General features: G+C 40.0%; 19 protein-coding genes. 6 read left to right on the top strand and 13 right to left on the bottom strand.

All coding sequences use genetic code 11. The features are described from left to right. Positions 1-125 precede the first annotated feature (125 nt). The 3 genes from J7338_RS01260 to J7338_RS01250 all read right to left on the bottom strand — a co-directional run bounded on the left by J7338_RS01260 (position 126) and on the right by J7338_RS01250 (position 2,989). Positions 126-1,568, bottom strand: coding sequence for an SNIPE associated domain-containing protein (locus tag J7338_RS01260; RefSeq protein WP_210794859.1), 1,443 nt, complete (start codon positions 1,566-1,568; stop codon positions 126-128). Between the two features lie 3 nt (positions 1,569-1,571). Beyond that, positions 1,572-1,886, bottom strand: a complete 315-nt coding sequence (locus J7338_RS01255) for a hypothetical protein (protein WP_210794857.1) — start codon at positions 1,884-1,886, stop codon at positions 1,572-1,574. A gap of 815 nt (positions 1,887-2,701) precedes the next feature. Further along, positions 2,702-2,989 (bottom strand): hypothetical protein, encoded by a 288-nt coding sequence (locus tag J7338_RS01250; protein WP_210794855.1) that lies wholly within the window; start codon positions 2,987-2,989, stop codon positions 2,702-2,704. Between the two features lie 224 nt (positions 2,990-3,213). On the opposite strand from J7338_RS01250, the gene J7338_RS01245 reads away from it, so the two are divergent. After that, positions 3,214-3,465: a type B 50S ribosomal protein L31 gene (locus tag J7338_RS01245; protein WP_145236032.1), complete on the top strand. Its 252-nt coding sequence runs from the start codon at positions 3,214-3,216 to the stop codon at positions 3,463-3,465. Between the two features lie 2 nt (positions 3,466-3,467). After that, on the top strand, positions 3,468-3,611 hold the full coding sequence (gene ykgO, locus J7338_RS01240; RefSeq protein WP_149980141.1) for a type B 50S ribosomal protein L36: 144 nt from the start codon (positions 3,468-3,470) through the stop codon (positions 3,609-3,611). Between the two features lie 71 nt (positions 3,612-3,682). Here ykgO and J7338_RS01235 read toward each other — a convergent pair whose 3' ends face one another. The 6 genes from J7338_RS01235 to upp all read right to left on the bottom strand — a co-directional run bounded on the left by J7338_RS01235 (position 3,683) and on the right by upp (position 11,485). Further along, on the bottom strand, positions 3,683-4,072 hold the full coding sequence (locus J7338_RS01235) for a cytochrome b562 (RefSeq protein ID WP_210794853.1): 390 nt from the start codon (positions 4,070-4,072) through the stop codon (positions 3,683-3,685). Between the two features lie 339 nt (positions 4,073-4,411). Beyond that, complete coding sequence (locus J7338_RS01230) at positions 4,412-6,184, bottom strand: sugar phosphorylase (RefSeq protein WP_210794851.1); 1,773 nt, start codon at positions 6,182-6,184, stop codon at positions 4,412-4,414. A 69-nt stretch (positions 6,185-6,253) separates the two neighbouring features. Then, a complete protein-coding gene (locus tag J7338_RS01225; protein WP_210794849.1) occupies positions 6,254-7,474 on the bottom strand; it encodes a glycosyltransferase family protein in 1,221 nt (406 codons plus the stop codon). Then, positions 7,467-9,209: an HAD-IIB family hydrolase gene (locus tag J7338_RS01220; protein ID WP_210794878.1), complete on the bottom strand. Its 1,743-nt coding sequence runs from the start codon at positions 9,207-9,209 to the stop codon at positions 7,467-7,469. The genes J7338_RS01225 and J7338_RS01220 overlap by 8 nt, the downstream gene beginning before the upstream one ends. A 411-nt stretch (positions 9,210-9,620) precedes the next feature. Continuing rightward, positions 9,621-10,853, bottom strand: coding sequence for a uracil-xanthine permease family protein (locus J7338_RS01215; RefSeq protein ID WP_210794847.1), 1,233 nt, complete (start codon positions 10,851-10,853; stop codon positions 9,621-9,623). Between the two features lie 2 nt (positions 10,854-10,855). After that, the gene (gene upp / locus J7338_RS01210; protein WP_145236059.1) at positions 10,856-11,485 is read right to left on the bottom strand and encodes a uracil phosphoribosyltransferase; all 630 of its coding nucleotides are present in this window, start codon (positions 11,483-11,485) and stop codon (positions 10,856-10,858) included. Between the two features lie 213 nt (positions 11,486-11,698). Here upp and J7338_RS01205 point away from each other — a divergent pair, with 213 nt between their 5' ends. Next, positions 11,699-12,541: an ABC transporter substrate-binding protein gene (locus tag J7338_RS01205; protein ID WP_210794845.1), complete on the top strand. Its 843-nt coding sequence runs from the start codon at positions 11,699-11,701 to the stop codon at positions 12,539-12,541. Between the two features lie 169 nt (positions 12,542-12,710). Here J7338_RS01205 and J7338_RS01200 read toward each other — a convergent pair whose 3' ends face one another. Together J7338_RS01200 and J7338_RS01195 are read right to left on the bottom strand one after the other, a co-directional pair. Next, positions 12,711-12,914: a hypothetical protein gene (locus J7338_RS01200; protein WP_210794843.1), complete on the bottom strand. Its 204-nt coding sequence runs from the start codon at positions 12,912-12,914 to the stop codon at positions 12,711-12,713. Between the two features lie 52 nt (positions 12,915-12,966). Continuing rightward, the gene (locus J7338_RS01195) at positions 12,967-13,917 is read right to left on the bottom strand and encodes an oxidoreductase family protein (RefSeq protein ID WP_210794842.1); all 951 of its coding nucleotides are present in this window, start codon (positions 13,915-13,917) and stop codon (positions 12,967-12,969) included. Between the two features lie 146 nt (positions 13,918-14,063). Here J7338_RS01195 and J7338_RS20705 point away from each other — a divergent pair, with 146 nt between their 5' ends. Further along, positions 14,064-14,168: a DUF6435 family protein gene (locus J7338_RS20705; protein WP_228732888.1), complete on the top strand. Its 105-nt coding sequence runs from the start codon at positions 14,064-14,066 to the stop codon at positions 14,166-14,168. A gap of 96 nt (positions 14,169-14,264) precedes the next feature. Here the strand turns inward: J7338_RS20705 and J7338_RS01190 are convergent, their stop codons facing one another. Next, positions 14,265-16,259, bottom strand: coding sequence for a multicopper oxidase family protein (locus J7338_RS01190; protein ID WP_210794841.1), 1,995 nt, complete (start codon positions 16,257-16,259; stop codon positions 14,265-14,267). A 448-nt stretch (positions 16,260-16,707) separates the two neighbouring features. On the opposite strand from J7338_RS01190, the gene J7338_RS01185 reads away from it, so the two are divergent. Further along, a complete protein-coding gene (locus J7338_RS01185) occupies positions 16,708-17,007 on the top strand; it encodes a hypothetical protein (protein WP_210794839.1) in 300 nt (99 codons plus the stop codon). 104 nt (positions 17,008-17,111) lie between these two features. Beyond that, on the top strand, positions 17,112-17,591 hold the full coding sequence (locus tag J7338_RS01180; protein ID WP_210794837.1) for a hypothetical protein: 480 nt from the start codon (positions 17,112-17,114) through the stop codon (positions 17,589-17,591). Between the two features lie 309 nt (positions 17,592-17,900). On the opposite strand, the gene J7338_RS01175 is transcribed toward J7338_RS01180, so the two are convergent. After that, positions 17,901-20,156, bottom strand: a complete 2,256-nt coding sequence (locus J7338_RS01175; RefSeq protein WP_210794835.1) for an acyl-CoA dehydrogenase — start codon at positions 20,154-20,156, stop codon at positions 17,901-17,903. Positions 20,157-20,406 lie beyond the last annotated feature (250 nt).

Genomic DNA, 20,406 nt, shown 5'->3' with positions numbered 1-20,406 from the left:
TTTAAGATGAGTTTGTCAGCAATAAGGTCAACTATTTCTATATGCGCAAAATGCGCAAACTCAGATTGGGGCAAAGGTGAGCCAGCTCTGATCTGGCTGACTCGAAGGTGGACAAAACTATTAAATCATGCGGCATCATTAAGACGGAGGCTTTCGTAATAGTCTTCCGCCAGAGCGGTCATTTTGAACTCAGCATCTACTCCAGCGATCTTCTCAACGGCATCTTTAATTTCCTCTAGATCGACACTGAAGAACTCCTTACGAAGGTTAATTGCATTAACACGTTGAGAATGGAATTCACGGTGCAAAGCTGTTTCGAGTGCAGGTGCATCATCAGTATAAATCATGGCATGTACGTCAAATGGGAATGGTACACTGGCATCACCAAGCTCTTTAACTCTGTCCATAGGCTCAAGCCTGCGCGTTAAACCTATCTTGTAAACATCTTCTCCAAAGGAACCAATGTTACTTATCACGTACACATGGCCCTTACGAGTTTGTTCCGCCATACTCTTGGCACGTTCTTCTTTGGCTTCAGCTTCGGCCAATTGCTGCTCTAGAATGGCTATTCTTTGTTCCATTTCACTACGTTCTTGTTCATTAGCTTGAGCAAGCTCTTGCTGAGCTTTATCAAGAAGGTTTCGATACATTTTTTCTTCTTTCTCAGCTTCAGCAATAGCTTTTTCAAACTCCTTTATTGCTCTCTGCTCTTCACGAATTTGCTCTTTGATGAGCTTCTGCTCGGCAATTTCTTCCTGCTTCTTCAGGGTATATTGATACTGAAGCTTACATTCTTCGAATTTTAGTTCGATGTAGTCAATATCAAAGCCACACTCCAGTGTCGCAGCTGACTTTTCTAGATTGTTTGCTAGTTTCTCGATTCGTTCCAGCGTACGACCAAATGAGCTTGGAGAAACCTTGCCAATAAGCATGTCACATTCAATATTAAACGCAGTTAGCATTAGCTTAACTTGACCATTGAGGATTTTTTTATTCAAAGATTTATCATTAGAAATAACGGTCGTTTCTGGGAAGGTGACTGCGGTTTTCGCTTTAATCATGTCTTTTTGTTGCTGCCGTATGTCTTTGATCTCTTCAGAATAGCGAGTTGATGTTTCGTAGAGATATTGTGGCATTTCAAAATGACCATGAGCAGTATATTCATCGAGTCGTGAATACAAGTCTATCCCACCCATAAGCTCGTTCAGATCCTGTTCGCTCTTTTCAATATTGGCATTAAGTTCATTTAGAGTGTTTTGGGCCGCGTCAAGAGACTGTTGCTGTTCTAGAATACTAACTTTAAGAGAGTCATCTTGTCCTTTCAAAGCTTGTAGGTCGGCAGTTTCAGCGTTAATTTTGGAAAGCGCCTGCTTTGCTATCTCATTAGTTTGCTGTAGTGATTCATTTGCTTTCTTTAATGTCTCGTGCTCTTCTTTGGCTTTCGTTAACGCTTCATCAATTGACTTGTACTGTCTAACTTTTTTATCCGCAGAGCGTTTCGTCACTATATAGGTCAGCAAAACTGCTAACAAAGATATGCCTGCTAATATCAGTAAATTATTATCCATTGTTTACCTTAAAACCTCTTGTATGAATTGCTTTCTAAGGGCGGCTCGTTCTTCGCAGCGGTCTTGGTACTCTTCATTTGCATTTGATAGCGCATTTTTAAATGCTTGCTTTGCTGCGGATTGTTGCTGTCTTACTTGCCGCTTTAGTTCTCGCTGAGCTTCACGCACACCTTTTTCATGCTCTCTAAGTGCTTGAGCTTCAGCACGCTGTCGAGCTTTCTCTTTACGCTGAGTTTCGCGGGCGGCTTGTTTGTTGGCCCTATCTATAGCTTTAACAACCTTTATAGCCGTCCTTAAACCACTTCCTCGTCTGGCCAATGCATTTCTCCTCTGAGCAAATTAGAATTATGCTTCCGATGCTAGCACAACAAAATTGGAAGGGTTACATTGAAATCAAACAGATTGCATAAAGTCTATAGATATGAGAGCGCTAAGGTTTCAAATATCTATGTTTCTCACATGTAGATTAGCCCCCTTGCTTTGGGTTAGAAAAAATATTCCAAATGATGGCGTGAAGAGTAATGGCTCATGCAGTCGCTAACTCACTTTGGGGCAGAAACGAGTTACGCTTGAAGGTACGTTTTTGGCACTTTTCTACCTATCAAAAATAGAGCTATTCGTCATTTTCACTGGCTTTTATTCGATGGCTCAGATAACCACCAAACAACACCCTGCTCTTTTCGTTAAAACTTGTTGCTGCTTGTAATCGTTTTCGCATTATCCACCATTAGATCACGCTTATTGTCCAAGGGGTTACGCTGTCGAAATGGTTTATGTGATACCGTACTGGTTTTGTTCTTTGTCGCGCTCTGCTGCGAAGGTGCATTAAAATAAGCTCAAGCTATCTTAACTTTATACCAATCGTGTTAAGTTACTGACCATGTATAGCGACAGATAAATACAGTGATAACAAGGCGTAAATTTTGACATGTAGTTGTTCTACTTGAAAAAATTATAACGCAGTTAGCGCTTTATTTAGCTCGCTAGAATGGTTAAATATTTAAGTCGATTGGTATTACACCTTGCCTACTAACAAGCTGAGTATGTGCAGCATTTGGACCAGCTATAATAGCAAGAAATGCAAATTGCCTTATAAAGATTAACTCAGAGCCAATTTATCCAATATGCAAAAGTTACTCTTGATGCTCAAACTGGCCGCGATATACTTCAAATACTTTTAAAACCGTATGTTGTGCTTTACTAAGGCCATCAAACCAAGCATCAAAAATTTCATCATCGTCTTGATCACTTAATGCCAAATACTGTGCAAGCAATTCAACAATGTCATTATGGGTGCAGCTTAATGGATCAATTTGTTGTGCTAGGACACTATGATCACGACTACGTAATGTATCCATGACACCCTGATCTATTTCCTGACTTTGTTCACTACTATGCTGTTGCTGGGCTGATCCACTCATAATAATCTGACTCCTATTCTTGATTACTTATTATTTATAACAGGCTAATTCCCAATAGCTAGTTTTTTTAAATCAACTGCTGATTTTTTAACTTGTTTGTGTGAATAAACATCAAATCAGCTACTTTACCAACAACTCAAAAATAGTATTTGCAAAGAATTCTTATTTACTATAAATTACAGTGATAATATCACATAACATTAATTTCCAGTAAAAGGCTATTTATGAAACCTAATATTCACCCTGATTACCAAACGGTTGCTTTTCATGACACGGCCGCCGATAGCTACTTTATTATTGGTTCAACAATTAAAACTGATCGAACCGTTGAGTTAGATGGCAAGACATACCCTTACGTACCTATTGATGTATCAAGTGACTCACATCCATTTTATACCGGTAAGCAAAAATCTGTTGCAACAGATGGTCGAGTTGCTGCGTTTAATCGCCGCTTTAAAAACTTAGGGAGCAAATAATCATGAAAGTCTTGAGTTCATTGAAAAGTGCTAAAAACCGCCCAGGATGTCAAATTGTCAAACGCAAAGGACGCGTTTTTGTGATCTGTAAAGACAATCCACGCTTTAAAGCAGTGCAAGGTATGAAAAAGAAAGGAAGAAAATAAACAACTATCATTGACTGTACACCTTGATATAGGTGTACAGTTTTAAGGCTAAACTTAAATAAAATCTAACCTTACTTACCGAACAACAACTCCCAAAATCCTGGTGGCTCATGCAGTTTGTGATATTGCTTACGTAGCCCATCAATGGCTTTTAACGGTCCTTTGGCTGCATCTAGTCCTTGCTCATTAGCTAATTTTTTTGCAAGTTCAGCTTTTGCGATCACTTTATCTAAACCTTGCAGTGACTGCTCAGCTTGTTTGTGAAAAGTCGCGGATTTGCTACGTTTAACCAATGTAATAAACTCATCGATCGCAGTATTAAATTCAGGCAGCTGTGTTGCTTCAACACTATTTTTAAACGCAAGTCCTGTATTCTTCATGTTGGCTTCAAGATCTAAATCGTCGTTAGCAAATAAGCTCGGAACAAACAACAGTGCCACAAGACACAAAAATACTTTCATAATAATCCTAACTGTTACAGCTCAAAAAATGAGAGAGCATTATACACCGCAGCGGCAATGAATATAACCTTACAGTGAATGTGGTGGAAACTAATTGTGTGTTAGAATTCGCTTTTGTTGATGTGACGTGTTTCGGGTTTAGAATTAATGCCAATATTGAAAAAGCACAATGGGTAACTTTTGGTTCAAAGTATCTAAGATTTTGCTCAATTTAGTAAAACTGCCTCTGATCCGAGGCCATTTACAGTAGATAACCTCGTCAAAGCCCTTAATAAATAACACTGTAAAGGGGATTTACAGCCCTTAACAGTAACTCTGCCGTTTTCCAGTAAAATATAACTATTGTCGATTCGATAGCCATAGCGGCTGATAAGGCGCAAGTTCAATACTTTGTTGCCCCTGCTCTATTGCCTGAGCAGAAATAAGTTCAAACCACTGCTCAGTATCAATTAAGTTCAGATCAGCTAACAGCAGAGTCTGAGGCTCATCGCTCATGTTATAAACACAAAAAATACTTTGCCTACGGTCTATACTTTGACGCCAAAAACCAAATAAAGCACCGGTTAAATGTAAGGTAAATTGCGTCGCATTAGGATGAAAAGCATCCTGCTGCTTACGAATAGCCAGTAAATTATTGATTTGAGTAAACACGTGATAATGATGACTTGATTGATCGGCAAGCTTTTCTAGTAGTGCCGACTCTTGCCAACGATGACGGTTAATACAGCGGTTATGCTGGCTATTTTCAAAGCGTTCATAATCATTGGTGGTACCAAGTAAACTATGAATATAAAGCCCAGGAATGCCTTCGAGGGCAAACATAATAGCATGAGCACAGGTAAAACGCTGTAAGCCCCACTTATCCACGCCTTTATGAGTGCCTTGTAAGGCATCAAATAGCGCAATATTAAGTTCATAGGGTGAACTGGTGCCATTATTGGCAGTGCGCATTGACACTTTTCCACCAAAGCGACTAACCGTATTGACCATTTTCCCTAGCTCATCCTCGTCGAGCAACCCTTCGACAGGACGTAAGCCAATTCCATCGTGAGAAGCAATAAAATTAAAGTAGGCAGTACCATTTTGCGCTGGCGGCATGCTCATCATCCAATGCTTGAGTGCTTTACTGTCACCACTGAGCAAGGTATGTAATAACAAAGGAGGCAGTGAAAAGTTATAAATACAATGTGCCTCATTGGCATTACCAAAGTAAGATAAATTTTCACGATTAGGGATGTTTGTTTCAGTGATTATAATTGCACTTGGCTCTACATGCTCGATCAGTGTACGTAATAGGCGGATCACTTCATGTGTTTGCGCTAAGTTAATGCAAGATGTATTGAGCTCTTTCCACAAAAATGCCACTGCATCGAGGCGGAATATCTTTATACCATTATCCAAGTAATGGCGAATAATACCTACAAATTCATTAAGCACTAATGGATTAGCAAAGTCTAAGTCAACTTGATCTGGGCTAAATGTGCACCATACATGGCGTTCACCAAGAGCCGTTTGCACTGTATTAAGTAGCGGTGATGTTCTAGGTCGCACAACGTCAGATAGATCGTCATTTAAGCTAGCTGTTTTAAAGTAGCTTAACCCCGGCTCTTTGCCCTGAATAAAGTTTTCAAACCAACGACTGCGGCTGGAGCAATGGTTGATCACTAAATCAGCCATTAGCTTTACATCTTGAGCTATTCCTTGAATATCATCCCAACTACCGAGAGATTCATTCACTTGTACATAGTTCATTACCGAAAAGCCCTCATCAGAGCTATAAGGATAAAAAGGTAATATATGCAGCGCGTTAATCGTTCCCGCACATTGGTTTTTCATAAACCGATGAAGGGTATGTAACGGTGGTTCACTCGGTACCGCAACTGCTTGATTGGCATCGCGATAGCGCATAATTGAATCGCCATAAGCAATCAAAATTACATCTTGCTGATCCCAGCGGTTTTTATGCGGCGTAGGGTCTCGAACAGGGACGTCTCTTAACATCGTGGTGATCAACATACTTGCGAGCGCCTCAATACTCATACATAAGTCAACCCCCTCATATATACTCGTCAGGTGCTGTTCAACCCGTTGTTCAAATAACGCTTTACTCATTACCCTACCCCGTTGTTTATACTAACTTTTTAATTATTTATCTGTAATTACTTCTCTGCTTATGTCTTATTATGAAAACTCTTTATTATCAAGCTCTACTGCTTCTTCTAAACGCGCAAACACATCTGGCATTGCTGAGGCTACACGGTTCCAGCTAGGCACAAATGGCGCTTCCATTGGATACTGTAAAAAATGCTCACCTGCATTCATAATGTTTTGCGCAAACATTTCTACCGCTTTTTCTTCTTGATGAATATCGAGTTTTAAGCCGTTCATCATGGCATCGTTATGATAAGTTTCAATAAAATCCAGTGCGATACGATAATAAGTTGCTTTAAGTGACCGGATGGTTTCCGTGGTAAATGTCACTCCTTGCGTGGCTAACTTACGAAACAGCGCTTTGGTGATATCTATCGACATTTTTGATAAGCCAGCCGCTTGATTATCCAGTGACAGCGCTTGGTGTTTATGATCATAGTTATCTGCAATATCTACTTGGCACAAGCGATTGTGTGAGTAGTTACGATACATTTCAGACAGTACGCCAATCTCTAAGCCCCAATCGCTAGGAATACGAATATCGTTGAGCACATCACGGCGAAACGAAAATTCCCCCGCCAGCGGATAACGAAATGAATCCATATATTCAAGGTAGTCGGTGCTGCCTAAAATGGTTTTAAATGAACGCAATAAAGGAGTAACGAGTAAACGCGATACACGGCCATTGATCTTGCCATCAGCAGTACGAGGGTAAAAGCCTTTACAAAATTCATAGTTAAAGCGCGGGTGAGCAACTGGATAAATTAATCGCGCTAATAAACTACGGTCATAAGTTAAAATATCACAATCATGCAGTGCTATTGACTCAACTTTTGCCGTTGCCAATTTATAACCCATGCAGTACCACACATTACGGCCTTTGCCGAGTTCACGCGGCGCGACGCCTAACGCTTGCAACTCTTTATCGAGTGCTTGTAAACGTGGCCCTTCGTTCCAAAGCACGCGATGATGTTGGTCAAGCTCTGCAAAGAATTGTAATGCATGACGATATTGACTCTCATCGGCCCTGTCTAAGCCAATCGTAATTTGCGACAAATAAGGCACATGTTTCAATTCTTGCACAATATTTTGTAATGCAGGGCCTTCCAGTTCACTGTACAGCGAGGGTAAAATCAAGCCCATTGGCCGTTGTTTTGAAAAGCTAACGAGTTCAGCTTCTGGATCAGCCAGCGGACGGTCGGCAATATTATGTAATGTTGTTATGATGCCATTTTGGTAAAAATCAGCCATGTGATTGCTCCTGTTTAGACGCTAATTGCGCTTTGATAACACTTAGATCTGCTACTTCATCGAGCCAACCTTGTGGGGCTGGGTGTTCACTAACACGCCATGGTTTGTGAGATAATTTTGCCTTGGCTTTACTGGCAGGATTATTAATTAAAATCGCGATATCTGCGGCATCCAACATCGCCATATCATTTTGGCTATCACCCAGTGCAATAGTGGTGAAAGCATGACGACAATGTTTTTTAAATTGCTCTACTAACCAGTTTTGCGCTTTACCTTTATTGGTGCTGCGATTTAAATGAATAAAACGCCCACCTATTAACACTTCATAACCAAGCGGTTTTATTGCCTCTAAAAAATCAAGCAGCTGTTGCTCTGAGCCTTGCCAAAACAGCGGATCTGAATATTCACGAATACGGGCAAGTTCGCTTTGTGCTAGGCTCAAGTCTGTTATCTGACTGACTTCTTGCGCTGATAATTGACTGAACAAACGGTAATAAGCACTAAACTCGCTACCGTATTCAAGTAATTCACTGTACAACTGCTTATTGGTTGGCGAAAGCGCATAACGCCAGTGTTCATCCAGCTCTTCGCAGCCAATTGGTTTTAATGAAAAATAATTTTTTGGGATATATACAGCCCCGCCATTTTCAATAATAAACGGCTGGTTTAACCCAAGTGATTTTTGCAGTGCGATTACCTCTGCAAACGTTTTGCTGGTATTAAAAACTACAGCGATACCTGCGCGACTCAATTGGCTTAAAAACGGAGCAATCTCAGTACATTGGTAATCGTTATGATCAAGTAACGTACCGTCTAAATCAGTGAAAATAAGTGGCATTGCAACATCATCAGCGCGAAGTTTCATGGCACTAATATCACGTACTTTATCTAGGCTCAGTAATGCATCGACCTGCTCTGGTAACTGAGTTAAATTTTCTCGCGTAATACGTTCAAAATGAGAAATAAATCGCACTAATTGTTGCTCATCGAACGTTCCTTGGCCTCGTCCTTTATGCGACAGTAATTTTTGCTCTTGCTCTAATCGCCATCCATATACATCGGCAAATGACGGTGCTTTTAGCATCACGGTATAATCAATCAGTGTAAAAATATCTTGGTATTCATTCGCTAAACAACTATTTACACAGCGTCGCCAAATGCCTTCAGGATCCTCGTCTTGTTCTAATTGATTAACTGATTGAGGCAATTGATAAGGTTGTTGCGCTATGCTGCCAACACACCAACCTTCAAAAAAAATGATATCAACAGGCTGTTTATTAGTAGGCCATAACGCTTGCGTAACTGGATCATCGGTTTGTTTATCAAACTGTGGCAAAGGCACCCCTACTTTACCAGCAAGTAACGCGGTAAAAGTCTGCTGCATAAGCGCTGTATCATGGGTGCCTGGCACACCACGCGTTGCAAATAACGGATGTACATCTTTACTTAGTTGTTGACGATGCGCGTGGCTGTGATAAAAATCATCAATCGACATCGCAATACTATTAAACGCTGTATTACAGTTGATCCAAGTAACTAAAAAATCAGCTAATGTCGTTTTACCCGAGCCTTGGCAACCATTGATTGCCACCAGCATTGGACCATCAGTTGGTTTGCTGCGGAGAATATCTTCAGCGAGTGGGACGAAATACTGTTCACTCAAATACTGATATTTGAGTGGCAGCTGGTGTTTTGCTAAAAATGGGGTGATATCCACAATATTGGCCTCTTGTATAAATACCCAAACCACCTCAAGATGCAAGTTTCAGTTGGAATTAAAAGCGATTTAGGCAAGGCATTGATTGCAAGCAATAGTGGTTCTATTGTTCAAATCAATAACGCAGTATAAACCGCTTTTAAACCAACCCCTTGGGCGTTTCACTGGAACTTACTCTCATCGTTGTTACTTCTTAAAAGAGATTGCCATTATTACAAAGTAACGCCTTGATATTAAGCCCCTGTGAAACGCTGAATTCTGCATAATCAGGCGGTTTGGGTATTTGCTCCTGTTCAGTATGACACTGTTAATGAGGTAAATGCAGTTACTAGACCAGCTTTATAACTTTATATTTTTTAGTTAGTTAAAAAAAAAGCGCATATTAAATGCGCTATTTTGGTGCAAATTATTAGCTGGATGTGCAAAATATTACGTTGGCTTATCAGCCTTTGGTAACACTAAATTAAGCACTATGCCTAAAATAGCGCATAGGCTCACGCCTTGTAAGCTAAATTCGTTGCCACCGATATGCATACCACCAATGCCACACACTAAAATGAGTGCCACAATACTAAGGTTACGTGGGGCCGTTAAGTCTTCTCCACTTTTCACTAACGAATTTAAACCCACCACAGCAATTGAGCCAAACAGCAAAATCATGATCCCACCCATCACAGGTACTGGTATGGTTTGCAAACCAGCGCCCATTTTAGCCACAAAGGCTAAAATGATTGCGATGATAGCCGTCCACATCATCACTTTTGGATTAAAGTTGCGAGTTAACATCACCGCTCCAGTCACCTCTGAATAAGTGGTATTAGGTGGGCCGCCAAAAATTGATGCCGCTGTAGTGGCTAAGCCATCACCAAACAAGGTACGATGTAAGCCCGGTTTTTTCAAATAGTCTTTATTGGTTACTTGGCTAATTGCCATCATATCGCCAATATGTTCAATCGCGGGGGCTATTGCCACCGGCACCATAAATAATACCGCTTGCCATTTAAACTCAGGCCAAGTAAACGCTGGCATTGCAAACCACGGTGCATTAGTAACAGCACCAAATTGCACGATCCCTAAATATAGCGATAAACTGTAACCTGCGATAACTCCAGCTAAGATAGGGATCAGCTTAAATACACCTTTGCCCCAAACCGCGAAAATTAGCGTCACTAGCAACGAAAATGCCGCCACCCAAATGGCTTGTTGATACGCAATCAACTGAATTGAACCATCGCCGCTTTTACCCATTGCCATATTAACTGCAACAGGTGCCAGTGCTAAACCAATTACCATGATCACCGGACCAACCACAACGGGTGGTAATATTTTATGCAGGGTAGCTACACCTTTTAATTTCACTAATACACTTAACAACATATAAGCCCCGCCGGCAGCCATTAAGCCCCCCATTGTGGCAGGCACCCCCCATAGCTGCACGCAGGCAATAATAGGGGCAATAAACGCAAATGATGAAGCTAAAAATATCGGCACCTGACCTTTAGTTACCAAATGGAACAGCAAAGTACCAATACCAGCCGTAAAAAGTGCCACATTTGGATCAAGCCCCGTTAATAAAGGAACTAACACCAAGGCACCAAAGGCGACAAATAACATTTGCGCCCCAGTTAAAATTGTTTTGATTGAAAAGGTAGAGTTATCCACTGTTAGACAGTACCAAAGATTTTATCGCCAGCATCACCAAGACCAGGAATTATATAGCCTTTCTCATTTAAGTGGCTGTCTAATGATGCGGTAAAAATCTCTACATCAGGATGAGCTGCAAGGGTTTTTTCAACCCCTTCAGGTGCGGCAACCAATACAATTACTTTAATTTCTTTACAACCCGCTTTTTTCAGCATGTCGATAGTCGCGATCATCGAGCCGCCTGTTGCGAGCATTGGATCAATAACGAGGCTCAAGCGCTCATCAATTTTGCCTACTAACTTTTCAAAGTAAGGAATTGGTTCTAACGTTTCTTCATTACGTTGCAGACCCACAACACTGACTTTTGCAGCAGGTAATAACTGCATAACACCATCCATCATGCCAAGGCCAGCACGCAAAATAGGTACGACAGTAATTTTTTTACCTTTGATGTGTTCAACATCTAATTGATTACCATCCCAACTGGTAATTGTTACTTTTTCCAGTGGCAGGTTTTTAGTCGCTTCATAGGTTAGTAATGTACCCACTTCAGACGAAAGCTCACGGAAACTCTTAGTACTAATGCCATATTCTCGCATAAGGCCAAGTTTATGTTGAACAAGTGGGTGGTTAATTACATGAATAGTCATAATAGCGCCTAAAAGAAAAATAAATTGCGCTTATTTTAGCTTAAAAAATTCCATCAGACTTTAAAAAAGCATGATCAGTGCAATAAAAAAATTATTTTCTGTTCCTAATACAGTGCTTTATCTCATTTAATCCGATAATTGTCATTTTTCAACGCAACTACAGTGCAACTACACTATAATAATAGCTATGAATAATTTGCTCACAAAGGGTTTATGTCAAAGTTTGTTATTGGACTCTTGATTGGTATTTTAGCAATAATGCCTTCATTAGCGATGGCTAAAAAACCATTAAAGGTGCAAATGATGACCGACTTTGCATCACAGGAAAATGATGATCCATTTAACATAGCCACTCAGTTTTTGCTCGATATTGAAAAGCAGCTCAATGGTATAATCGCGTTAAACTTTATCCCAGCGAGTAGATTAAGGGAGTGGCAACAATTGCATGCAATGAAAGATGTGTGTTTGTACAATAAAGTCAAAACACCTGATCGCCTTGAAAATGCATTATTTAGTACCTCCCCAATTATGGCTTTTCCGGCCAACCGCTTAGTGGTATATAAACATCCAGAACTGCCTGAAAATATTAGTTTAAATGATGCGGTAAATAAATATAATCTCACCATCGGCATTGCTTCAGGGCGTTCATATGGTCACGAAATAGATAATTATATTACCAAGCATCCTAAATCATTTATGAGCTTAGGCGGCACAACAGGTGCTTATCGCCTTAGTCAAATGCTATTTCAAAATAAGTTCGATGCCGTTATTGAATACAGATCGGTGTTTACTTCTCGTCACGGTACAGATCCAAGCACAGAAAATATCCGCTATCTCAGCCTAGACGACACGAATCAAACAGTGTTTGGCTATATTGCATGCTCGCAGTCAGAACAAGGAAAGCAAGTGATTGCATTATTTGATCAAGCATTACAAACGCCTGAAATCCAGAAAATAATCATTAGTAGTCACACAAAAATATTTGCACCGCCGGAGCAGGCGCTGATATTACACGCATTACAAGATGCTTTTAACGTAGCAATACCTGCACGCTGATTTAGTTGTTTAAAATTCACTCCATCACCCAACTAGTATGTGTGGCCGAATGACCTGTTGACGGATGTGTAATATTTTTACTGCTGAAAGCGTCAAGAATAACTTCACTGTGAGCCAATGTAAGCGTCAGTGGTTTTCAATACAACATGGTTTTCCGCAGCAGCAACTTTTAGCGCCAGCGCCATATGGCTATCTGGAGGCGTTGCGATATACACGCATCAATATCAGAACTTGCGATCAATTCATCAGCCGTTTTAAATACCCTATGCACGTTATGGCGTTTTGCGTAATCCTTAGCAAATGCGATATCTCGTCGAGTAACACCTTGCAGCACAAAACCTTTCGTATTTTTATACGCAGGACCACTTTTCACCTAGGTTGCAGCGCCACAGCCAATCATTACCCAACGGATCTGTTTCGTCATTCTACGTTAACCCAAAATTTGTTTTTGTAATTTGATAGTGCATATAAGCATTAATTTTTACGTGTTCTGGACTCCAGCCCATTAAAAATCGGTAAAAGTCAGCCCATACAACTGGCCATAAGTTTTGCCATTCGTTAATTGCAGCATGGCTATATGCGCTTTTATCAAATGTGTGCATGGCGCTGGCAAAATATTTAAAGTAATCGGCTAAGTAATCATCAGCTGTTTGTTGTAATTGCTGTTCATTTAAACAACTCCCCAAAAAGTACATTACATCAACAACACCAATGCCAGCCCCCACATATTGAAAGTCATAACCTAAAACTTCCAGAGTCGAACTATTAACAGCGAAGTTCGCCAGTTTTGCATCACCATGAATAATCGTTTGATACTGACATGCCCGAATAGTTTTATCGATGCCGCGTGCTTGTTGCTTGATAGCACAATCTGCCATTTTTTCATACTCGTCTGGCCGAGTGGCTAAATGCCAATAACTCCCCTGCGACCATAAGCCATCAGCTTTGACTTGAAAATGAAAAGCATGAAAATACGCCAACCACTTAATAATGGCTGTAACATGTGTATGGATTGGTTTTGCGTTTACAAAGCCACACTCTGTAAAATCAGCAAACACTAAGACTTTGTGCTGCTCATGTTTTATGGCATTAAAACACCTTAAAGCATCTGCTCTAGATGGTAATCGCGACGCATAATGCTGATACCAATAAAATTCGACTTCATAAGAGTGACGCTTTCGGTTCATTGCAAACTCAGTTTGCGAAATTCGCGGATGATTTATGTGATCGGGCACACTAATCGCTTTAATGACGCAGGCTTTACCGTCTAAACGACAACGCACTATTTCACCACAGCCACTCCATAAAGCAGTAATTGTTTCAGTGATCTTAATATTTTTATAATGAAGACCAATTAATGGCAGATAAAAAGACATACGCACCAACATTCATAAAGCCAACACCTAGTATGACATAAAGATTTTAAGATTAAAGCGCTTATAGACAACGCAACTCACTACTTAATTACATGTTAGCAATCATTATCTTTTGCCAGCTTGCTATTTCAACATAATGTAAACCAATGCATGCCCAACGTAACGGCGATATACGCAAATACTCACAACTTTCCTTTGCAGCAGACCAAATAGACAAACAAATAATAGAGATAGAAAAAAATCACAAGTAAATATAATACTTGATACCACTTATTTAAATAGTTGGTCATTTAGAATAAAAACGGGCCCGTTCAGGCCCGCTTGTCTATTTTTTCAATTGAGTAGCTTCAATCTTCGTTTGGTAAGACTTCAATTACCGACATCATGCCTTTATCTTCATGCTCAAGAATATGACAGTGATAGACAAATTTACCAACAACGTCACTAGAGAAACGGATCTTAATTTTTATCCAAGCTCCCGGTGGAATAGGAAAGTTGTCATGCGAGACATTAGGTGATGTATCGCGTGTCAGATCGCCATGCTTACTAATCTCAACCACAGAGAACTTAGATTGATGAACGTGAAAATTGTGAAACTCATCCGAAATATTATGAATAACCCAAGTTTCAACGTTATTAGCTGCAATACACAGGTCGAGCCTATCATGGTTAAATTCATCAAATCTATTCGCCTTCAGCCAATCTTGAGTCATCTCTTCAGGTACATCAAATGCAAGAGGTTCACCACGCGGGGTCATATCCGTCATCATAGTGAAATACTCTTCCTTATCAATTTCGCCATTCCAAAACGCGATGGTTCTAAACTCTCCGTCATTTAATACAGCACCTGGTAAGCTACCATCGCTACATATGGCTGACGAGGCTATAGGAGATTCATCTACAGGGTTAAGATCGGCAATCACACCCGATAGTTTAGCACCAGCTGGTTGCAGAGGTTCAGACATGTCTAAGCCTTCAATATTTATATTCATGATTTTGCCAATCGGCCATAAATCGGCACATGATTTGGGGTCGCCATCTGGACACTCCCATTTAGTGACTTCTAGCGATGCAGAAATATCAGAACCATCACAGGCATTCCCTAATGTTGCACAGATAAGTCCTCTATCAAGATAAATTTCTAACCGAGCACTTGGAAACAGTACTAAGTCACCATCAGATATAAAACCTGAGTCAGCATCTTGTCCTACCGCAGCACCATCATTTGTTAGTATTTGAAACGGTAATAATACGTCACCAACACGCAGTTCAAGGTTGTAGGTGACTGTCGCGCCTACATTAGCAATTCTGAATATTTGTGCGGTATCATCTGGTATAGTGATCGTCGGGACTAACTCTCCATTAACAGTAAATAACCATTTTCTCTCAATGCCGTCATCGGTATCATCATCATTTTTCCCTCTACAAGTGCCACCTTCTAGCATCGGATATTCTTCCTCACCGCAATATCCTGGATCATACCATTGTACTGTATGCCATGGCTCATCAGCGCTTCGCTCAACTTGCAAATCTTTGAGTACAATGAAGTCTACGTTAGTACGACTGCGTTGGCGCGCTTCTTCTTCAGCATCTTCGGATGTAGCACAGGGATTATCATCACCTTCTCCGCTAAGCTGACATTGAAGCCAAGCATAATCCCAAATGTCACCTATGGTTATCAAACCTGACAATCCACGCGCCACTTGCTGCTGCGAAACACCATGCGAATGAGGATGAAACCAATATAAACCTAACGGGTGGTCTTTAGGAACTTGAATACTATAAGGGATTGTAGTCAGCTTCGCATCATGACTCGAATGCATAGAGCCATGATGTGGGGTTTCATCTGCGCAATCGCCAATACTGCCGTCAAGCTTTTCAACAGTATTAGATTTAACAAATACGTTGTCTCCATAACGCCCATCAGGGGCATTCATAGGCGATACTAATAATCCATGTGTGTGAACATTGGTTTCAGACATGGTTGCTCCTTTAGTACCCTCAGGTCGCTCGGGTACACATGGCAGTGCATTTTTTAACTCGTAATGTAGTAAATCTCCTGGTTGAAGTGCCCATACATCAGGCACAAGGCTTGGCAGCGGCTCAATTCCATCCGCTTTTGCAAACGAATACAAATACAAGCCATCAACTTGTCCAAAACCAGGGATATTTGCGCTTGCTTCTTGCGCCGTCAACACACCATCAAAAGTATTCTTTAGCTCTTCGTCTGGTTTTTTTTCACTATCATTATCATTACATCCCACCGCTAACATTAGAAGCAACGACACCCCTATAAATTTAACATATCGTTCGGTTCGAATGTTGGTCTTAAACTTAGCCATCCCACTCTCCTTATCCCATTAATATTATTGAATTTTTATATTCATTAAACTATTAGTTAGTATCATCAAAATCAGACTAAAATTCGCACTTTACGAAAAGCTGCTAAAGCTTTTCCTCTGGCCATGGACTAACTGGTGATATTGTACTTCTGTCACTAAACATAATTTCAAGTCACAATTAATATTAGTCAGGATTATTCGAATATTAAAAAATTTGCAAAAAATTTTACATAATAGAGTTTTTTTCTCTCGCTATGAGCGTTGGACTTCGAGAGCTAACTCGCTGCAAAAAGGCTCCCGAACATTAAATAGTTAGCCCATCTAAATGAATTGAAATTCAATAATGTTTATTTTGATTTTTAAAATAAACATTATTGAAAAAATAATAAACCACTGCTAGCCTCTTACAGACAATAAATCTAAACTTAACATAAGGAAGTTATTTCCGATGAAGCTTAAATTAATTTTATTACTCACCGTTCCATTTTTTGCTACAGCGTGCACTGTGACTGATCCAGTATTTACCAAACCAGGATCTACACCATCTCAAGCGTCCGAAGCTTACCAACAATGTCTATATCAGGCTGAAATCGCTACAGCAAATACTGGTGCTAAAGCACCAAAATATGACGCAAAAATAAGTGATGCAGTAAGTTCAGGTGTCGCCGATGGTATTGCTAGAGGTTATGAAGAAGGAAATCTTGTAAATCATTGTATGAAAATGCAAGGGTATTCTAAATCCCAGTGAATGAATCAAGCATACATCTAGATACATATTTTCATATACGCGTCATTTTGGGTATGGTGACAAGCCTTGCTATCACTCGGTTATTGACTGGCCTAGCAAGGTTTATGCAACACCCTGGACGTGTGCATGTTTACTCGTTACACATCGGTTGGGTGGTATTTTTATTGCTCGAAGTACAACGCTTTTGGTGGTTTGAATACACGCTTGCGAGTGTTACCGAATGGAACTTTGCACGTTATGCATTTGTAACTGGTTATGCCGCACTGCATTTTTTCCTTGCCACGATGTTGTTTCCAGATGATATGTCAGAGTTTAATGGCTATAAGGGATATATGGAGGCACGACGCGGATGGTTTTTCAGCTTAGTAGCTGCATTATTAACTGTTGATTTAATTGATACTTTACTTAAAGGTAAACAATATTATGAACATCTAGCGTTAGCTTTCCCTGGACCTGAGGTAACTCTTATCACAGGGGCTATAATCGCGGCAAACATTAAAAGTAAAACCTACCATAAGTTATATTTATTGCTTTGTTTAAGCGCTCAAATCTTATTAATAGTTTTCCGAACAGGATCTTTTTAACCAAGTTAGCAAAATTATAATACCAAGGTATTTTTATTTAAAATACTTACTGAATATTATTTAATTAAAAATAAAGAACTTTAGAGGATTACTGTCTCATTCATAGAGCCCTTTATCATATCTTCACTGCTAATCTATAATTCATAATATTCATCTTTGCTTTAGTTATAGCTTAATATCCATGCTGCTAATTTTTAGTTTATCGCTTTTATTTATATCACTTACAAAAAAGCCCATACAAAACTGTATGGGCTTTAAATATAAAAGCACCCGAACTGCTGGGCGCTTACATTGTTGAATTAAAAAATATTACTGATTAACAACACTTTTCAGTGGGTTTATCGGTTTTGCATTTTCGTCAAGTAAGTTCATATCAAAATCGAACTCATCAACACGAATAGCGCGTTCACGTTTTTTGTTATAATCAATCAGCTGAGCGTATTCTTCTTCAGTGATTACATTTGCTACAAGTGCATTATCAAGAGTAAGTGCAAAACGAATAGCTGGTTTGATTGTTTTAGCACGCAAGGCTTTTTTCACTTTTGCGAGTAAATCTAAACAGCCCATTTTCGCTTTATACGCTTGCTCATTAATATGATGACCATCGCCTTCTACTGGCTTAACTAAATGTGTGATTTGCTTTTTAAACACAGTATCAAGTTGCGCTTGTGTTGCTAATTCACGAATTAAATCATCGCTAATTTTTGGCATCTTAGTTGAGTAGTTCATAGTAATAAAACGCATAAACTTACGTGTGCCACTTGCAGGGAAGTTGTCTAAAAACTTATGCAGTGCTTGTTCTGCGCTTTGTAGTGCAAAACGTGTTGCGTAGTGGAAGTATGGCGCTGCTTGCTCGCGTTCACTACTTGCTACTTTTTGCTCATAATATTTAATTGATGCCATTGCCGCATATAAGAAGCTCATTACATCGCCTAAACGGGCTGATAGCATTTCTGCTTGTTTAAGTTTACCGCCCAGTACCAATAACGAAAAGTCTGCATATACAGCTAGTTTTGCAGATAATTTTTGCGCAGCTTTTTCATATTCACGCACTTCAGGAAGTGCTGAATTAGCACCGGCAGTAAACGGTAATACGCCTAAGCGAAATGCACGCAAGCTGTTTGCTACGCTATAACCCACTGTTTTACGTAGAATACGGTTAAATTCTTTATCTGCGTTTTTATCTTCACTATGAATCGACTCAACCATCGATTGTAAATACGGGTGACAACGCATTACACCTTGACCAAAGATCATCAAGTTACGGGTCAGAATGTTGGCCCCTTCAACCGTGATGGCAATTGGCTGTGCAACATAGCCGCTTGCTAACGTATTTTGCGGGCCGTTCTGAATTGCTTTACCGGCTTGAATATCCATTGCTGAGTCAAGCACGTCGCGGCCAATTTCAGTCATATGATATTTTGCAATTGCCGTCACAACTGACGGTTTTAAGCCCATGCCTAAACCTTCGGTTGTAAGTACACGCATTGCTTCTTGTAAGTAGGTTTTACCAGCAATATCTGCGAGTTTTTCTTGAATACCTTCAAACTGACCAATCGCTAAACCAAATTGTTCACGTACCGCAGCGTATTCAGACGCACCTTTAAATGCTACCTGAGAAGAACTCACACCTAATGCCGGTAATGAAATACCACGGCCAGCACCTAAACAGCTAACCAGCATTTGCCAGCCACGGCCGATGTTCTTTTGACCACCAATAATGAACTCCATTGGTACAAATACTTTGTTGCCACGCGTAGTACCGTTGTAAAAACGAATACCCATTGGATCATGGCGATTACCAAGTTCAACACCTGGGTGCTCTTTTGGAATAAGTGCACAGGTAATACCGAGGTTTTCTTTACCACCTAGCAAGCCATTTGGATCAACCACTTTAAATGCTAAACCAAGTACGGTGGCAATTGGCGCAAGGGTGATATAACGCTTGTCCCAAGTGATCTCAAGGCCAAGTACTTCCTCACCGTTGTACATACCTTTAGTCACTGTGCCTAAATCTGGAATGCCACCGGCGTCAGAGCCAGCCTCAGGGCTAGTAAGTGCAAAACATGGAATGTCACGGCCATTGGCTAGGCGTGGTAAATAATGTGCTTGTTGCTCTTTAGTACCAAAGTGCAGTAGTAACTCACCAGGGCCTAACGAGTTAGGAACCATAACGGTTACTGCAACAGCAGAACTTTTAGTGGCGATTGTGCCAACGATAGTAGAGTTCGCGTAAGGGCTAAACTCTAAACCACCAAATGACTTAGGAATGATCAGTGAAAAGAAACGTTCCTTTTTCAGAAAATCTAAAATGTATTCAGGTAAATGAATACCGTTTTGAATTTCTGTATCATCGATCATACCCAATAGTTCTTTTAATGGGCCGTCGATAAATGCTTGTTCATCTGCGCTCAATACAGCAGCAGGAACTGCGCGTAAAGCGTCAAAATCAGGCTTACCTTGGTAGATAGAGCCTTCTAACCACACATCACCCGCATCAAGGGCTTCTTGTTCAGTGATAGAAATACTTGGTAATACTTTTTTTAATTTTGTACGTAAACTCATAATCAACTCATCCGACCAGACAATAATACCTACATTACGTCATAAAAAACGGTTTAGATCAATTACTCTAACCAACTTTTTAACAGTTTTTCCAATTTATTTATTTTTAGGCTAGCTAAGCCATTGAATAAAAAGAGCTAACACTTGTACGCTGAAAAGTATTTAGTTGATTTTTTTTACTAAAAAACACTAAAATAATTAAACCTCAGCAACAACAGAGACAAAATGAGGGAAAATAAAGATGCGTTAA

The sequence above is a fragment of the Pseudoalteromonas ostreae genome, assembly GCF_018069805.1.
GTDB classification, from domain to species: domain Bacteria; phylum Pseudomonadota; class Gammaproteobacteria; order Enterobacterales; family Alteromonadaceae; genus Pseudoalteromonas; species Pseudoalteromonas ostreae.
The sequence above is the reverse complement of the archived record's forward strand: the minus strand, read 5'-3'. Positions and strand labels throughout refer to the sequence as shown.

Excerpts from the sequence above, each read along its gene's own strand:
- J7338_RS01190 (WP_210794841.1), bottom strand. The coding sequence starts at position 16,259 with ATGGCTAAGTTTAAGACCAACATTCGAACCGAACGATATGTTAAATTT.
- J7338_RS01230 (WP_210794851.1), bottom strand. The coding sequence starts at position 6,184 with ATGAGTAAAGCGTTATTTGAACAACGGGTTGAACAGCACCTGACGAGT.
- J7338_RS01175 (WP_210794835.1), bottom strand. The coding sequence starts at position 20,156 with ATGAGTTTACGTACAAAATTAAAAAAAGTATTACCAAGTATTTCTATC.
- J7338_RS01250 (WP_210794855.1), bottom strand. The coding sequence starts at position 2,989 with ATGAGTGGATCAGCCCAGCAACAGCATAGTAGTGAACAAAGTCAGGAA.
- upp (WP_145236059.1), bottom strand. The coding sequence starts at position 11,485 with ATGACTATTCATGTAATTAACCACCCACTTGTTCAACATAAACTTGGC.
- ykgO (WP_149980141.1), top strand. The coding sequence starts at position 3,468 with ATGAAAGTCTTGAGTTCATTGAAAAGTGCTAAAAACCGCCCAGGATGT.
- J7338_RS01245 (WP_145236032.1), top strand. The coding sequence starts at position 3,214 with ATGAAACCTAATATTCACCCTGATTACCAAACGGTTGCTTTTCATGAC.
- J7338_RS20705 (WP_228732888.1), top strand. The coding sequence starts at position 14,064 with ATGCATGCCCAACGTAACGGCGATATACGCAAATACTCACAACTTTCC.
- J7338_RS01195 (WP_210794842.1), bottom strand. The coding sequence starts at position 13,917 with ATGTCTTTTTATCTGCCATTAATTGGTCTTCATTATAAAAATATTAAG.
- J7338_RS01225 (WP_210794849.1), bottom strand. The coding sequence starts at position 7,474 with ATGGCTGATTTTTACCAAAATGGCATCATAACAACATTACATAATATT.
- J7338_RS01205 (WP_210794845.1), top strand. The coding sequence starts at position 11,699 with ATGTCAAAGTTTGTTATTGGACTCTTGATTGGTATTTTAGCAATAATG.
- J7338_RS01235 (WP_210794853.1), bottom strand. The coding sequence starts at position 4,072 with ATGAAAGTATTTTTGTGTCTTGTGGCACTGTTGTTTGTTCCGAGCTTA.
- J7338_RS01260 (WP_210794859.1), bottom strand. The coding sequence starts at position 1,568 with ATGGATAATAATTTACTGATATTAGCAGGCATATCTTTGTTAGCAGTT.
- J7338_RS01180 (WP_210794837.1), top strand. The coding sequence starts at position 17,112 with ATGCAACACCCTGGACGTGTGCATGTTTACTCGTTACACATCGGTTGG.
- J7338_RS01185 (WP_210794839.1), top strand. The coding sequence starts at position 16,708 with ATGAAGCTTAAATTAATTTTATTACTCACCGTTCCATTTTTTGCTACA.